At 72.2% G+C, this 15655-nt stretch carries 14 protein-coding genes; 4 read left to right on the forward strand and 10 right to left on the reverse strand.

Features of this window, described 5'->3' with window-relative positions:
* The first annotated feature begins 37 nt into the window (after positions 1 to 37).
* Together ABKA19_RS01215 and ABKA19_RS01220 are read left to right on the forward strand one after the other, a co-directional pair.
* A complete protein-coding gene (locus tag ABKA19_RS01215) occupies positions 38 to 586 on the forward strand; it encodes a fasciclin domain-containing protein (protein ID WP_353687295.1) in 549 nt (182 codons plus the stop codon).
* 91 nt (positions 587 to 677) lie between these two features.
* The gene (locus ABKA19_RS01220) at positions 678 to 1457 is read left to right on the forward strand and encodes a hypothetical protein (RefSeq protein WP_353687296.1); all 780 of its coding nucleotides are present in this window, start codon (positions 678 to 680) and stop codon (positions 1455 to 1457) included.
* Between the two features lie 191 nt (positions 1458 to 1648).
* Here the strand turns inward: ABKA19_RS01220 and ABKA19_RS01225 are convergent, their stop codons facing one another.
* The 5 genes from ABKA19_RS01225 to ABKA19_RS01245 form a co-directional block, all read right to left on the reverse strand.
* Positions 1649 to 2773, reverse strand: coding sequence for a PQQ-dependent sugar dehydrogenase (locus ABKA19_RS01225; RefSeq protein WP_353687297.1), 1125 nt, complete (start codon positions 2771 to 2773; stop codon positions 1649 to 1651).
* Between the two features lie 82 nt (positions 2774 to 2855).
* Positions 2856 to 4286: a cryptochrome/photolyase family protein gene (locus ABKA19_RS01230; protein WP_162375823.1), complete on the reverse strand. Its 1431-nt coding sequence runs from the start codon at positions 4284 to 4286 to the stop codon at positions 2856 to 2858.
* Positions 4287 to 4294: 8 nt separating this feature from the next.
* A complete protein-coding gene (locus ABKA19_RS01235) occupies positions 4295 to 4858 on the reverse strand; it encodes a lysophospholipid acyltransferase family protein (protein ID WP_162376146.1) in 564 nt (187 codons plus the stop codon).
* 44 nt (positions 4859 to 4902) lie between these two features.
* The gene (arfB, locus tag ABKA19_RS01240; protein WP_353687298.1) at positions 4903 to 5334 is read right to left on the reverse strand and encodes an alternative ribosome rescue aminoacyl-tRNA hydrolase ArfB; all 432 of its coding nucleotides are present in this window, start codon (positions 5332 to 5334) and stop codon (positions 4903 to 4905) included.
* Between the two features lie 305 nt (positions 5335 to 5639).
* A complete protein-coding gene (locus ABKA19_RS01245) occupies positions 5640 to 6341 on the reverse strand; it encodes a pseudouridine synthase (RefSeq protein ID WP_353687299.1) in 702 nt (233 codons plus the stop codon).
* A 126-nt stretch (positions 6342 to 6467) separates the two neighbouring features.
* Between ABKA19_RS01245 and ABKA19_RS01250 the strand changes: the two genes are divergently transcribed.
* A complete protein-coding gene (locus ABKA19_RS01250) occupies positions 6468 to 9272 on the forward strand; it encodes a M16 family metallopeptidase (RefSeq protein ID WP_353687300.1) in 2805 nt (934 codons plus the stop codon).
* 397 nt (positions 9273 to 9669) lie between these two features.
* Here ABKA19_RS01250 and ubiB read toward each other — a convergent pair whose 3' ends face one another.
* From ubiB to oleC, 5 genes are all read right to left on the reverse strand, one after another.
* Positions 9670 to 11328 (reverse strand): ubiquinone biosynthesis regulatory protein kinase UbiB, encoded by a 1659-nt coding sequence (ubiB, locus tag ABKA19_RS01255; RefSeq protein ID WP_353687301.1) that lies wholly within the window; start codon positions 11326 to 11328, stop codon positions 9670 to 9672.
* A complete protein-coding gene (locus ABKA19_RS01260; RefSeq protein WP_353687302.1) occupies positions 11325 to 11951 on the reverse strand; it encodes a ubiquinone biosynthesis accessory factor UbiJ in 627 nt (208 codons plus the stop codon). The genes ubiB and ABKA19_RS01260 overlap by 4 nt, the downstream gene beginning before the upstream one ends.
* 184 nt (positions 11952 to 12135) lie before the next feature.
* Positions 12136 to 12294, reverse strand: a complete 159-nt coding sequence (locus ABKA19_RS01265; RefSeq protein WP_162375829.1) for a DUF1328 domain-containing protein — start codon at positions 12292 to 12294, stop codon at positions 12136 to 12138.
* A gap of 68 nt (positions 12295 to 12362) precedes the next feature.
* Positions 12363 to 13370 (reverse strand): 2-alkyl-3-oxoalkanoate reductase, encoded by a 1008-nt coding sequence (gene oleD, locus ABKA19_RS01270; protein ID WP_162375830.1) that lies wholly within the window; start codon positions 13368 to 13370, stop codon positions 12363 to 12365.
* A complete protein-coding gene (gene oleC, locus ABKA19_RS01275; RefSeq protein WP_353687303.1) occupies positions 13367 to 15049 on the reverse strand; it encodes an olefin beta-lactone synthetase in 1683 nt (560 codons plus the stop codon). Before oleC ends, oleD begins: the two co-directional genes overlap by 4 nt.
* A 135-nt stretch (positions 15050 to 15184) precedes the next feature.
* Here oleC and ABKA19_RS01280 point away from each other — a divergent pair, with 135 nt between their 5' ends.
* Positions 15185 to 15613: a YkgJ family cysteine cluster protein gene (locus ABKA19_RS01280; protein WP_353687304.1), complete on the forward strand. Its 429-nt coding sequence runs from the start codon at positions 15185 to 15187 to the stop codon at positions 15611 to 15613.
* Positions 15614 to 15655: the final 42 nt, after the last annotated feature.

Genomic DNA, 15655 nt, shown 5'->3' on the forward strand with positions numbered 1-15655 from the left:
GATGCAGCCTCCCTTCCATCCGCCACGAGGCACCACCATGAACTCCCATCGCATCGCCCTGGCTCTTTCGCTCGCCCTGATCGCGCCGCTGGCCCCCACCGCCAACGCCGGCGCCGCCAGTGCGGCCGCCGCGCCGGCCAAGCAGTCGACCGTGGTCGACGTCGCCGTCGGCTCGCCCGACCACACCACCCTCGTCGCCGCGGTCAAGGCCGCGGGCCTGGCCGGCACGCTGTCGTCGGCGGGCCCGTTCACCGTCTTCGGGCCGACCAACGCCGCGTTCGATGCGCTGCCCGCCGGCACCGTCGACACCCTGCTCAAGCCCGAGAACAAGGCCACGCTGACCGGCGTGCTGACCTACCACGTGGTGCCCGGCAAGGTCGACGCCGCCACCTTGGTTTCGAAGATCAAGGCCGGTGGCGGCAAGGCCGAACTGGCCACCGTGCAGGGCGGCAAGCTGGTCGCCAGCCTCGACGGCAACCGCGTCCTGCTCACCGATGCCAAGGGCGGGAAGGCCAGCGTGACCGCCACCGACCTCGCCGCCGGCAATGGCGTCGTGCATGTCGTCGACCGCGTGCTGATGCCCTGATCCCAACCGTCCCCCGCGTTGGCGCGGTGCCATGGCCCTGTCCACGGCATCGCGCCGCAACCGCATGCACCACCCACCAGGAGAAAGCGTCATGAACAAGCTGCTGCTCTGCACCGCGCTCTGTGCGCTGGCTTCCCCCGCCCTGGCCGCTCCCGAGAGCGGTCGCTTCTCCATGTCCGTGCTCGGCGGCACCGACACGCCGCTCAGCGGCGACGTGCACCGCGGCGCGACCGTGGACGTGCCCGACCTGGGCCCGCTCAATCCCGCGCTGGCCGGCGTCGATGCGCAGCTGCGCATCCAGTCGCGCGGCCACGACCAGATCTATGGCACCGCCATGTCGCTGGGCCTGGAAGTGGGATACGGACTGAGCGACCGGAGCGAAGTGTTCCTCCAGGCCCGCCAGATGAGCGCCGATGACGGCCGAGTGCGCGTTGGCGCCGCCTACGTACCCGCGCTGGACACCGAGCTCGACGTCTTCGGCCACTTCTCCGGTTACGACGCCTACACGTTCGAGTTCGGCTACCGGCACTTCTTCGGCGAAGGCGGCTGGGCCCGGCCGTTCGTGGCGGCGCGGCTGGGCGCGACCGAGACCGACTCCATCCAGGCAACCTTCGAGATCCCCGCCGCGGCGATCACGATCCCGGACGCCCCGTTCTTCGAGAAGGCCTGGGCGGTGAGCGGCGGCGTCGAGGCCGGCGTGCAGATCCCGTTCACCGAGCGCTTCAGCATGACCCTGACCGGCGGCGTGAGCTACATCGGCGACCTGTCCGACGACGATTCCGCCATCGCCGGGCTCGGCCTGGCAGCGATCAACGACACCGGCAGCCGCGTGTCGATGCCGCTGACGCTCACCGGCCGCTGGGACTTCTGAGTATGCGCGCGGCGGCGGGCACGGCCACGTGCCCGCCGCCCGCACGCCCCCCGTAGAGCGGGGCGAGCCCCGCTGCCCTCGCCATGCAGGGCTCTCCTGGCCTGCGGGCGAGGACATCAGAGCGAAGCAGCGGGGCGAGCCCCGCTCTACGGGCATCACCCGCGGGCGGCCACCAGGGCCGCCCGCGAACCTCACGAGCGCGGGTCGAGCCGGTACAGCCGGCCCTGGGCGCCCTTGCCGCCATCCTCCAGCAGCCAGATCGTGCCATCGGGCCCCTGCTCGACCTCGCGGATGCGCGTGCCCATGTCGAAGCGCTCGGCTTCGCGCGCCGAGGTGCCGTCGAACGCGACCCGCACCAAGCTCTGCGATGAGAGCCCGCCGATCAGGCCGCTGCCGTTCCAGCCCGGGTAGCGGTCGCCGTCGTAGATCACGAAGCCGGCCGGCGAGATCACCGGAGTCCAGGTGATGACCGGCGCGCGATACTGCGGCTGGGTGTCGTGGTCGGGGATCGGGCGCCCGTCGTAATGGTCGCCGTTGGAGACGATCGGGTAGCCGTAGTTGGCGCCCTTCTCGATCAGGTTGAGCTCGTCGCCACCCTTGGGGCCCATCTCGTGCACCCACAACCGGCCGTCGCGGTCGAAGTCGATCCCGAGCATGTTGCGATGGCCCAGCGACCATACCTGCGCAGCCACGTCGCCCTGGCCGGCGAACGGGTTGCCCTCGGGCACGCTGCCGTCGTCGCGCAGGCGCACGATCTTGCCCAGGTTGGAGGCCATGTCCTGCGCCGGGTCGAACTTCTGCCGCTCGCTGGAGGTGATCCAGAGCATGCCGTCGGCGTCGAAGGCGATGCGGTGGCCATAGTGGCCGTTGCCCGCGACCTTGGGCACCTGCCGCCAGACCACCTGCAGGTCCTCGAGCTCGTTGTCCTCGAGGTCCAGTTTCGCGCGCGCCACGGCGGCACCGGAGGTGTTGCCGTCGCCCGCCTCGGCGTAGCTCAGGTAGACCCAGCCGTTGCTGGCGAACCGCGGATGCAGGACGACGTCGGCGAAACCGCCCTGGCCGGCGTGCACGACTTCCGGTACGCGCCCGATGCGGGTGCGCTTGCCGGTGGCCACGTCCTGCACCCAGAGGCGCCCGGCCTTCTCGGTGACCAGCAGGCGGCCGTCGGGCAGGAAGGTCATCGCCCACGGCTCGTCGAAGCGCGCCACTTCGACCGCGTCGAACGGCCTGTCCGCGGCCGCAGGCGCCTGCGCGGAGGCGGCGGCACTGGCGAGGAGGAGCGCGGACGCGAGCAGGCTGAGGGGAGAACGGCGCATGGCGTGACCTCGCGAAACGGACGGAAGGGCATCCGATCCTACCCGGCGCACGTCACGCCGCCGTGACGCGACCGGCGGCGCCTCAGCGCGCGCGCTTGAGCAGGGCGAAGGCCTCCAACGCCGCCTGCCGGCCTTCGGCCAGGTCGACCTGTGGCGTGCGCGGATAGCCCGGCGCGAGCCGCCGCAGCAGCTCCGGCTGTTCCCAGGGCGCGAACCGCGCCTGCGGCGGCAATGCCGCCAGCTCCGGGACCCAGCGTGCGATGTAGGCCCCTTCCGGATCGAACCTGCGCGCCTGGGTCACCGGGTTGAACACGCGGAAGTACGGCGCGGCGTCGGCACCGGTGCCGGCGGTCCATTGCCAGCCCTGGGTATTGTTGGCCAGGTCGGCGTCGACCAGCGTGTCCCAGAACCAGCGCGCGCCATGGCGCCAGTGCATGCGCAGGTGCTTGGTCAGCCAGCTGGCCACGATCATGCGCACGCGGTTGTGCATCCAGCCCGTGTGCCAGAGCTCGCGCATGCCGGCATCGACGATCGGCACGCCGGTGCGGCCCTGGCGCCAGGCATCGAGCCGTGCCTGCAGCGGCCGCGCCCAGCGGAAATCGGCGAAGCGCGCGTCCAGCGGCTCGTCGGGCACCTTCGGGAAGTGGTGCAGGACGTGGTGGGCGAACTCGCGCCAGCCCAGTTCGGCGAGGAAACGGTCGCGGTCTTCGGCGGCGATGGTATCGCCGGCATCGAGCACCGCCGCGGCCACGCGCTGCACCGCGACCTCGCCGAAGTGCAGGTGCGGCGACAGCCGCGAGGTGCCCGCCTCGGCGGCCATGTCGCGTGCCGAGGCGTAACCGGCCAGCGCCTGGCCGAGGAACCGCGCCAGCGCGTCGCCGGCGCCGGCCTCGCCCGGGGTGAAGCGCTGCCAGAAGCCGGCGTCCCATGGTGGCGAAGGCGCGGGCAACAAGGTGTCGAGCGCGATCCCGTGCGGCGCTTCGGCCGCGTCCGGCGAGGGCAGCCGCGCCGGCGCGTCCCACAACCGCGGCGTGCGCCACTGCGCCCGCGCCGCTTTCCAGAACGGCGTGAACACGCGGTACGGATCGCCCTGCTTCGTCGCCACCTCCCAGGGTTCGAACAGCAGCGCGCCGTTGAAACTCTCCGCATGCAGGCCGGCTTCGCGCAGGGCGCGCTTGATCTTCGCGTCGCGCTTCTCGATCGCCGGCTCGTAGCGGCGCGTCCACAGCACCGCCTCGGCGCCGGTAAGCGCGGCCAGCGCCTGCAGGGTGCCCAGGCTCGGTCCACGCAATACCAGCAGGCGCGAACCGCGTCGCTCCAGCGCGTCGGCCAGCGCCGCCAGCGAGCGCCGGCGCCAGGCATCGGAGGCCGCGCCCGGTGCCCAGTCGCCCTCCTCGTCCGGCGCGTGGATGTAGACCGGCACCGGCAACCAGCCGCGTTCGAGCGCGGCGCGCAGCGCGGGCTGGTCGTCCAGGCGCAGGTCGTCGCGAAACCAGACCAGGGCGACGGCCATGCGATCTCCTACACCGTCCCGCGGTTCTTGCCCTGCCACGGGCGATACCAGGCGCGGATCGCGGCCATGTCGGCGGGCAGGTCGCCGGTGGTGTGGAACAGCGGACCGATGCCGATGGTCCTGTCCGGGTAATGGAAGTACGCCATCAGCACCGGCACGCCGGCGCCGTGGGCGATCTTGAGGAAGCCGGCCTTCCACTGCTGCACCGGCTTGCGCGTGCCTTCCGGCGCCAGCGCGAACCACAGCTGCGGCGACTGCCGGATCAGCTCGATGCTCTGCTCGACCACGCCCTGCGGCTTGCTGCGGTCCAGCGGGATCACCCCCAGCCGGCGCAGCACCACCGACAGCGGCCACCAGAACAGCGAGTCCTTGCCGAGGATTCGCGCATCGAAGCCCAGCGCCATCTTCGCGGCCATGCCCCAGATGCCATCCCAGTTGGACGAATGCGGCGCGGCGATCAGGACCAGCCGGGGGATGTCGGGAAAGGTGCCGATGACGCGCCAGCCGCCCAGGCGCAGGATCGTGCGCCCGAGCCAGCGCGAGAAACGCCGCGACGCCGGCACCTGCGGCATGTTCGGCGGGATCGGCGGCAGCAGCGGTCCGTCGGCGGCCACGCTCAGTCCCAGTTCCGGGTGGTGCGGCCGCGCTTGACCTCGCTGCGTTCGCGCTTGCCCTGCAGGCGGCGCTGCTTGGACGCGCGGGTGGGCTTGGTCTCGATCCGGCGCTTGGGCACCACCAGCCCGGCGGCTATGAAGGCGGCGAGCCGTTCGCGCGCGTCCTGGCGGTTGCGGTCCTGGGTGCGGAAGCGCTGGGCGTCGATCACCAGCACGCCCTCGTCGGTGAGTCGGCGGTCGCGCCGCGCCAGCAGGCGCGCGCGCAGGGGTTCGGGCAGCGACGGCGAGCCGGCGATGTCGAAGCGCAGCTCGACCGCGCTGGATACCTTGTTGACGTTCTGACCGCCGGCGCCGCTGGCGCGCACGAAGCGCTCGACGATCTCCGCATCGGGGATCGCCAGGCCGGGGTAGATGACCAGGTCGTCGGCGGGCATGGGCCGATTGTATGTAGGAGCACAGCTTGCTGGCGACAGGGTGGTGTGGGGAGAGTGGCGAAGCCGTGGTGTGGGCCTCGTCCTTGCCGGCGGCGTCGGGTCGCCGAATCGGCTCCTACAGGAGCAGGGCGCGGGCGGGCGTGGCGCAGGCGCCGCGCGATGTCATTGCGCATCCGCTGTGGCGCCACCGCGCGGCAGGCCGCGACGCGTTCCTGCAGGAGCCCATCTTCATGGGCGACCCCGGACACCGACCGGCGAGAAACGTCGCCCGTCCCCGCGGCGTCGGGTCGCCGATGAATCGGCTCCTACAAAGACGGCGGCGGCGGCCAGCCGAACAGCGCCATCGCCTTGAGGAACTCGCCCTCCGGCGGCGCTTCCACCTTCAGCGGCTCGCCGGTCCGCGGGTGCGGGAAGCCCAGCCGCCAGGCATGCAGCAGCATCCGGTGCACCCCGCGCATGCGGAAGGCGCGGTTGTGGCGGCCATCGCCATGGCTGGTGTCGCCGATGAGGTGGTGCGAGGCATGCTTGAGGTGGCGGCGGATCTGGCGGAAGCGCCCGGTCGCCAGCTCGCATTCCAGCAGCGCGTAGCGCGAGGTGGCGAAGCCGGCGGACGGCTCGTCCAGCTCGCCGGTGGCCAGGCGGCGGAAGCGCGTCACCGCCGGCTTCTTCTGCGGCTTGCCGGGGCCGCCGTCGAGCGGGTGGTCGATGGTGAACGCCTCTTCCGGCCAGCCGCGGCAGATCGCCAGGTAGTACTTGTCCAGCTGCCGGGCCATTACCGCCTTGCCCAGCGCCGAGGCGCTGTCGCGGTCGAACGCCAGCAGCAGGCAGCCGCTGGTGGCGCGGTCGAGGCGGTGGACCAGGTGGATCGGCCGGCCGAACTGCTCGCGCAGGCGGTCGGCGGCGAAGTCGGTCTCGTCCGCGGCCAGCGCGCTGTCGTGCACCATCAACCCGGCCGGCTTGGCGACCACCGCCAGCCACGCGTCCTCGTACAGCACTGGCAACCGCATGGATTCCTACCCCTTCGCGTGGACAAGACCTACCGGCCAACACCACCGGCGCACTGCGGCCGTGGGCCACATCTGCGACACTCGATGGGCCGGCAAGACGCCCGGCCCCTGCACTGGAGACCACGGATGATCGCCGGCAAGTCCATTCTCGCATTCGCGCTCACGCTGGCCACCGCTCTGCCGTGTACCGGGGCGCATGCCGCGGCGCAGGCGCCGGCCCTGCCCAGGGGCGTGACCGCCGGCCCCAGCATCGAGGGCATCAGCGAATTCACCCTGGCCAACGGCCTGCGCGTGCTGCTGTTCCCGGACCCGACCAAGCCGACGGTGACGGTCAACCTCACCTACGGCGTCGGCTCGGTGCACGAGAACTACGGGCAGACCGGCATGGCGCACCTGCTCGAGCACCTGCTGTTCAAGGGCACCCCGGCGCACGACGACATCAGCGGCGAGATGAAGCGGCGCGGCATCCAGTTCAACGCCACCACTTCGCTGGACCGGACCAACTATTTCGCCTCGTTCCCGGCCAACGCCGGCACCCTGGACTGGGTGCTGGGGATGGAGGCCGACCGCATGCTCAACTCGCGCGTGGCCCGCTCCGACCTGGACAGCGAGATGACCGTGGTCCGCAACGAGCTGGAGGCCGGCGAGAACAACCCGGTAGGCGTGCTCATGCAGCGCCTGCGTTCGACCGCCTACCTCTGGCACAACTACGGCCACTCCACCATCGGCGCGCGCTCGGACGTGGAGGGCTTGCGGATCGAACAGCTGCAGGACTTCTACCGGACCTGGTACCGCCCGGACAACGCGACCCTGGTCATCGCCGGCCGGATCGACCCGGCCGAGGTGCTGGGCAAGGTCCAGGCCGCGTTCGGGCCGCTGAAGAACCCGAAGTCGCCGCTGCCGCAGGCACCGACCGTGGAGCCGGCGCAGGACGGCGAGCGCGAGGTCACCGTGCGCCGGGTCGGCGACCTCAACCTGGTCGCCGCCGCGTACCACATCCCCGCGCGCACCCATGCCGACAACGCCGCCCTTTCCGTGCTGGCGAACGTGCTCGGCCACACCCCGGGCGGCCGCCTGCACCGCGCCCTGGTCGAGCCGCGCATCGCCGCCGCCGCCGGCGCCAGCGCCGAGGGCCTTGCGGATGCCGGCCTGTTCACCGCGGTGGCGGTACAGCAGCGCAGCGGCGATGCGCAGGCGATGGAAGAGGTGTTGCTCGCCCAGGTCGAACGGCTGGAAAAGCAGCCGGTCACCGCCGAGGAAGTGGCGCAGGCGCAGCAGCGCATCGCCAACGCCTACGACCTGTACTTCACCGACGTCAACGCGGTCGGCATGGGCCTGTCGGAGTTCGTCGCCGCCGGCGACTGGCGCCTGCTGTTCACCAGCCGCGATGCGATCGCCAAGGTCACCGCCGACGACGTCAACCGCGTCGCGGCGCAGTACCTGCGCCCGGTCAATCGCACCCTCGGACGCTTCGTGCCCACCGATGCGCCCGACCGGGTCGAGGTGCCGGCCGCGCCACCGGCGGCGGGCGTGGTCGCCGGTTACACCGGCCGTGCCGCGGTCGATGCCGGCGAACACTTCGACCCGAGCCCGGCGAACATCGAGGCCCGCACCGAGCGCTTCACCCTCGGCGAAGGACTGAAGGTGGCGCTGCTGCCCAAGCGCACCCGCGGCGGCACGGTGGTGGTGGACGGCAACTTCCGCTTCGGCGACGCCGCCTCGCTGACCGGCCGCGACACCGCCGCCGGCATGGCCGGGGCGATGCTGATGCGCGGCTCCAGGCAATTGAGCCGCGTGCAGATCGACCAGAAGCTGGAATCGCTGCAGACCCAGGGCGGCGTCAGTGGCGGCCTGCAGGGCGCCAACCTGTCGCTGGTCACCCGCCGCGCGCAATTGCCCGAGGCGCTGGCCCTGATGGCGACGCTGCTGCGCGAACCGGCCTTCGCCGAGGAGGAGTTCGAGCAGCTGAAGCTGCAGGCGGTCACCGGCCTGGAAGCCTCGCGCAACGAGCCGGGCAGCATCGCCGCGCAGGCGCTGGCGCTGCATTTCGACCCCTGGCCGGCCGGCCATCCGCTGCACGTGGAGACGCTGGACGAGTCGCTGGCCCGCCTGCGCGCGCTCAGGCGCGAGGACCTGGTCGCCTTTCACCGCGACTTCTACGGCACGGCGCAGGGCGAGGTCGCGATCGTCGGCGACTTCGACGCGGCCGCGGTCCGCACGCAGCTGGAGGCGCTTTTCGCGGGCTGGAAGACCCCGCATCCCTACCAGCCGATCGCGACCCGCTTCACGCCGGTGGCGCCGGTGGCCGAGCGCCTGCCGGTGGCGGACAAGCCCAACGCCGTGTTCATGGCCCGCCACAACGTCCCGCTGCGGGTCACCGACGACGACTACACCGCGCTGGTGGTGGCCAACCGCATCTTCGGCGGCGGCGCGCTGAAGTCGCGGCTGGGCGACCGCATCCGGCAGAAGGAGGGCCTGAGCTACGGCGTGGGCAGCTCGATCAACGCCGACGACAGCATCGAAGGCGAGGACGATGCCGGCAGCTTCGCCATCCAGGCGATCGCCGCGCCGCAGAACATGGCCCGTGTCGAGGCGGCGGCGCGCGAGGAGCTGGCCCGCCTGGTCGCCGACGGCATCACCGCCGCCGAACTGCAGGATGCGGTCTCCGGCCTGCTCACCGAACGCGAACAGGGCCGGGCCAACGATGCCCAGGTCGCCGGCATGCTGCAGGACCAGCTGTACTTCGGCCGCACCATGCAGTTCACCGCCGACCTCGACGCCCGCTACCGCGCGCTCACCGTGGACCAGGTCAACGCCGCGATCCGCAGGCACCTGGATCCGGCGAAGCTGAGCACCTTCACCGCCGGTGATTTCGCCGCGGCGGCAAAGGCCGGGCCAGCGGCGCGGGGACCAGCGGCAGCCGGGCCGTAACGCGACGCCGGGTCGCCGATGAATCGGCTCCTACACAGGCACCACCCCCGCCCTGTAGGAGCCCATCTTCATGGGCGACACGGGCGTATCCGACGTCAGGAAAACCGACGCGTGATGGCCCCGTCGGGTCGCCGATGAATCGGCTCCTACACGGGCACCACCACCGCCCTGTAGGAGCCCATCTTCATGGGCGACACGGGCGTATCCGACGGCAGGGAACCGACGGGTGATGGCCCCGCCGGTTCGCCGATGAATCGGCTCCTACACGGGCACCACCACCGCCCTGTAGGAGCCCATCTCCATGGGCGACACGGGCGTATCCGACGGCGAGGAACGGACGGGTGATGGCCGCGTCGGCCGGCACGCCAACGAGACCGGCTTGTCGCCGGCGACCGCCCTACCTGCGCGGCAGCGCGGCCAGGATCGCCCACAGGCCGCCGAGGCCGGCGATCCACGCCGACAGCGGCACGCCCAGCAGGCTCGGCCCACCGGCCTCGAGCGCATACAGCACCGCGGCCACCACCAGCAGCCCGCTGCCGAGGATCGCGGCCACCGAGCGCCGCTGCATGGTCTGCAGGGTGCGGGCGATTTCGCTGAGCTCTTGCGAACGGATGCCCATCTCGTGGCGGCCCTCGACCTGCTGCTCCAGCCAGGCGTGCAGCAGGCGCGGCATTTCCGGCGCGCGGGTCATCAGCTCCGGCGCGCGCTTGCGGAACTCGCGCAGCAGGCGGCGCGGGCTGTAGCGCTCGCGCAGGATCCGCTCCAGCACCGGCTGGGCCACCGCCCAGATGTCCAGCCTCGGGTCGAGCTGGCGGCCGACGCCCTCGATGTTGAGCAGGGTCTTCTGCAGCAGGATCAGCTGCGGCTGCAGGGTCAGCTCGTAGCGCTGCGCGGTGCGGAACAGCTTGGCCAGTACTTCGGCCAGCGAGATCTCGCTCAGCGGTCGGGTGAAGTACGGCTCGCAGACCGCGCGCGCGGCGGCTTCCAGCTCGTCGATGCGCACGGTCGCCGGCATCCAGCCGGCTTCGACGTGCAGCTCGGCGATGCGGCGGTAGTCCTTGTGGAAGATGGCCATGAAGTTCTCGGCCAGGTAGTACTGGTCCTGCGCCGAGAGCTGGCCGACGATGCCGAAGTCCAGCACCACGAAGCGCGGGTCGTGGCGCCGCGCCGGATCGTCGTCGACCCAGATGTTGCCGGCGTGCGCGTCGGCGTGGAAGAAGTTGTAGCGGAACACCTGGGTGTAAAACACGCGCACGCCCTTCTCCGCCAGCACGCGGCGGTCGATGCCGGCGGCATCCAGGGCGGCGATGTCGTCCGACGGAATGCCGCTGACCCGCTCCATGGTCAGCACGCGCTCGGCGGTGTGGCTCCAGATCACTTCCGGCACGTACAGGTCTTGCGAGTCGGCCCACAGCCGGCGCATCACGCTGGCGTTGGCGCCCTCGCGCTGCAGGTCCAGCTCGGCGGCCAGGGTGGTCTCGATCTCGGCGACCACCGCCTGCGGGCGGATCTTGTCGGCGTTGGGGTGGGTGCGGTCGACCAGCGCGGCCAGCGACTTGAGCAGGGCGATGTCGGCGCCGATCTGCTTCTCGATGCCCGGGCGCAGCACCTTGACCACCACGTCGCGGCCGTTGCGCAGGCGGGCGGCATGTACCTGGGCGATCGACGCGGAGGCCAGCGGCGTGGTGTCGAAGCGGGCGAACACCGTGGCCACCGGTTCGCCGAGCGCGTGCTCGACGATCGCGCGCGCGGTGTCGCCGTCGAACGGCGCCACCTGGTCCTGCAGCAGGGCGAGCTGTTCGGCGATGTCGGCCGGCAGCAGGTCGCGCCGGGTCGAAAGGATCTGGCCGAACTTGACGAAGATCGGCCCCAGCTCCTGCAGCGCCAGCCGCAGGCGCTCGCCGCGCGGCAGCCGCGCCACGCTGGCCGGCGTGCGCGGGGCGAAGGGCTTGCCCAGCCGCAGCCAGCGCTCGGCGGGCGTGTCGTCGAGCAGTTCGTCCAGCCGGTAGCGCAGGACCACCCGGCCGATGCGCCAGGCGCGAAGCGCCGCCCTCACGGGGCCACCTCGACGCGGGGCAGGCGGGCGATGCGCGCGGCGATGCGCTCGACGTCGTCGCGCAATGCATCGACGTCGTCGTTGAAGGCGGACAGCTCGGCGCGGGCGACCACGTCGCGGCTTTCCTCGGTGACGTACTCGGCGCCGGAACGCGCCAGCCCTACCGCCGTTTCCCGGACGCCCCGCAGCGCCGCCGCAACCGCGTTGGCGACCTGTACGCCGATCACTTCGCCGAACGCGGCGACGAACGGCTGCTGCCAGTCGGGGGCGAAGTTGGCGGCCAGCCGCTGCAGGCGCTGGGCCAGGTCGGCGTCGCCGGCCACGTGCAGGCGCCCGCCCGCGCCGCGCGCGCCGGCCAGGAACGGCAAGCGTCCCAGCAGGCCGCCGACCGTACCGCGGACCGCCAGGTCGGCCTCGCCCAGCGGCGGACCCACCTGCAGATGGCCGCGATGCACGGCGATGTCGAGCGCCAGCGGCGGTGATTCGAGCGCCAGCGAGATGCGGCGGCCATCCAGTGCCGCCAACGCCGCGCCCGTGTCCGGATCCAGTGCCACGGCACGGTTGAGCGCGGTTTCCAGGGCGCGACCGGCCAGCGGCTTGAGGGCATCGAAAGGCGTGGGCATGCCGGCATTCTACCGGGGCCGATGCCGGGGCGACGGTGCGGAACGCCTGGTGCCGCGCGGAACAAGGCGCGGACAAGACGACGGGCGGGGCTTGCGCCCCGCCCGTCCAATGGCTTCCATGCCTGCCGCGCGCCGGCTTGCACACGGCCCGGGCGGCGAGCTCCCTCCTTACGGTGGCCCCGCGCTAGACCTTGCGGCCGCGCAGCAGCGAAACGGCGCCCAGGATCAGGAACACGACGAACAGGATCCAGGCGATATTGGTGGCGGCGCCGGCGATGCCGCTGAAGCCCAGCAGCGCGGCGATGACGGCGATGACGAAGAACACGACGGCGTAGTGCAGCATGGGGATATCCCTCGGGTGGACGCCCCTCGGGGCGGTTGCCGCGGATAGTGCGTGGACCCGGGTCGTGATCAGGTGATGGCCGCACCGTCGCGCCATGCAGCCTTCAGCCTTGTGAGTCCCTCGTCAAAGGAAACCCGGGGCACGTAGCCGAAGTCCCGGCGTGCCGGCTCCATGCTGTACCAGTGCGTCGTGCTGAGCTGCTCGGCGAGGAAGCGGGTCATCGGCGGCTCGCCGCGCAGGCGCAGCAGCGGCCAGACCCGCTCGCAGACCGCGCCGATGCGGTACGCGGCCTTGAACGAGAGGTGCTTCTCCACGGGTGGCGCGCCGGCTGCCGCCAGCAGCGCGTTGAGTACCTCGCGCATCGGCCGCGGATCGCCGTTGGAGATGAAGTAGGCCTTGCCTGCGCAGGCTGCGCCGGGCGCCAGGTGGTCGAACGCATCGAGGTGCGCCTGCGCGGCGTTGTCGATGTAGGTCGTGTCCACCAGGTTGTCGCCGCTGCCGACGATGCGCAGCCGGCCGGCGCGCGAGCGCTCGACCAGTCGCGGCAGGATCTGCGCGTCGCCCGGGCCCCAGATCAGGCGCGGGCGCAGCGCCACCACCGCCAGCGTGGCGTCGCTGGCGGCCAGCGCCTCCTGTTCGGCGATCGCCTTGGTCGCCGCGTACGGCGCCTGGAAATCCTCGCCATAGGGCACTTCGTCCGCGCCCAGGCCCTCGACCGGATGGGTGGCGCGGTGGGTGACGCTGGGCGTGGAGGTGTAGACCAGCCGGCCGATGGCATGCGCGCGGCAGGCGGCCAGCACGTTGCGGGTGCCCACGACATTGGCCTGGAAGTAGCTGTCGTAGCTGCCCCAGGCGCCGGCCTTGGCCGCGTTGTGGAACACCGCGTCCACGCCGGCGGCCGCATGCATCACCGCGTTGGCGTCGGCGAGGTCGCCGCGCACCTGGCCCACGCCAAGCGCCGCCAGCTCCGGCGAATGCCGGCGCTGGAAACTCACCACTTCGTGGCCGCGCCCGCGCAGGCCGCGGCACAGCGCCTGGCCGAGGAAACCGCCGCCACCGGTGACCAGGATCTTCATGCGTTGTCTCCAAGGCGAGGGACGGCCCAGGCGGCCAGCTTCTCGCGGCCGATCTTGGCGTTGTGGCGGATGTCGACCGGGAAGCCGGGGTGCGGGAGGAAGGTGGCGATGCGCGCGGTGTGCCGATGCCGTGCGCCGATCGCGCGCAACTCCGCCTCGATCCGCGGGAACTCGCCTACGTGGGTGCCGGCGGCCAGCTCGACGCACAGCACCGGCCGCTGCGTGCCGCGGCCGCCCACGCCGACCAGCGCGGTGCGGCGCACCTGCGGATGCACGTTGAACACCGGCTCGACCTGCTCGGTGTAGAGCGGGCCATCGGCCGCTTCGACGCGCTGGCTCTTGCGGCCGCAGAACCACAACCGGCCCTGGTCGTCGAAATAGCCGACGTCGCCCATGCGGTGGACGACGCGCTCGCCCGCCGCCGGCCCGCTTCCCTCCGCGGCCAGCGTCTCGCGGATCTTGGCCGCGGCGGTGGCCGCGTCGCGGTTGAAGTAGCTGTCGGTGGCGGTCGGGCCGGCGACGGTGATCTCGCCGACCTCGCCCGGCGCCAGTTCGCGCACGCCGGACCACTCGGCGACCGGCGCGTCGTCCACCGCGATGATGCGCACCTGGTTCGGCGGCACCGGCCGGCCGACGCAGGTGCCGGCGCCGGCCTCGGTCGCCGCGCGCGTGCCCTGCAGTTCGCGGCCTTCGATCACCGCCACCGGCAGGCACTCGGTGGCGCCGTAGGGCGTCCAGAACTGGGCGTCGTCGTCGAGCAGGGTGCGGATCTTCTCGACCACCTCCGGCGGTACCGGCGCGCCGGCCGAGGTCACCCGGCGCAGCGTCGGCAGCGGCCGGCCGTAGTCGGCCAGCACCCGCATCAGCGCCGGCGAGCCGAACAGCTGGGTGGCGCCGAAGCGCCAGATCGCGTCATGCAGCCGCACCGGGTCGGCGCTGGCCGGCCGGGTCGGGTCCATGTCGGGGATCACCGAGGTCAAACCGAGCGCGGGGTCGAACAGCGCGAACGGCGGGAAGGTCGGCAGGTCCACCCCGCCGGGCTCGATGCCGAAGGCCTCGCGCATCATCGCGACCTGGGCGACGAAATGGCGGTGGCGGTAGACCACGCCCTTGGGCACGCCGGTCGATCCGCTCGTGAACAGGATCGCGGCCACGTCATTCGGCGCGGTATCGGCCAGCTGCGGCCCGCTGCCGGCGCCGTCCCGCTCGATCTTCGCGAGCGTGGTGCCGCCCCAGCCCCAGCGCGCGCCGACCGTGACCAGGATGCGCGCGGACTTGGCCCAGCCCAGCACCAGGCGCGCCGCATGCGCCAGCGGAATGCCGACGAAGGCCTGCGCCTGCGCCTCGTCCAGGCACTGCTTCAGCGCGCGGCGATCGATGCCCGGGTCGACCAGCACCGGTACCGCACCGGCCTTGAACAGGGCGAACATCAGCAGGAAGAACTCCGGCGACGGCCGCACCATCACCACCGTGCGCACGCCACGGCCGATCCCGTGGCGGGCCAGGCCGGCGGCGATCGCATCGCTGCGCGCGTCCAGGGTGCGGTAGTCCAGGACCACGTCGTAGGCGGCCAGTCCAGCGCCCGCGCTGCGCCGCCCGGGGCAACGGATCGCGGGCTGGTCGGGACGTTCGGCGGCCAGCCGCGGCAGCGCCGCGGCGATGTTGCAGGGCTCGGTCATCGCCCGATTATCGCCGATGGACGACCGCCGATCGGGGCTGCGTCCGCCCGGACGCGGGGACGCTTCTGCGCAGGGCGCGGCCTGCGGCAGAATTCGACGCCTCGTCCCCACCACCGCCCGACGCGTCGGACCCCCATGCACCCCTGCCTTACCTGCGGCGCATGCTGTACCCAGTACCGCGTCGCGTTCCACTGGCTGGAGTCGGACGCGCACGGCGAGGGCGGGGTGCCGTCGCACCTGACCGAGCCCCTGGACGCGCACCGGCTGTGCATGCGGGGCACCTACTCGGCGCCCGTACGCTGCGTGGCGCTGGATGCGGAGATCGGGGTGTATTCGCGCTGCAGCATCCATCCCCAGCGGCCGTCGGTGTGCCGCGAGGTGGATGCGTCCTGGGAATTCGGTGCCCCCAGCCGGCAATGCGACCAGGCGCGCATCGTCCATGGACTGCCGCCGCTCACCGCCGCCGATTGGCGCTGGCGCGACCCGGCCGGCAACGACGACGACTGCCCGGACGACAACGGCAACAGCCCTTCGTCCCCGCCCGCGCCGCCCATCGCCGCCTGAGCCATCCGCCCCCGGCGCACCTGGCACGCCCGCACGCGCCGC

Source organism: Pseudoxanthomonas sp. Soil82 (assembly GCF_040446535.1).
GTDB classification, from domain to species: Bacteria; Pseudomonadota; Gammaproteobacteria; order Xanthomonadales; family Xanthomonadaceae; genus Pseudoxanthomonas; species Pseudoxanthomonas kaohsiungensis.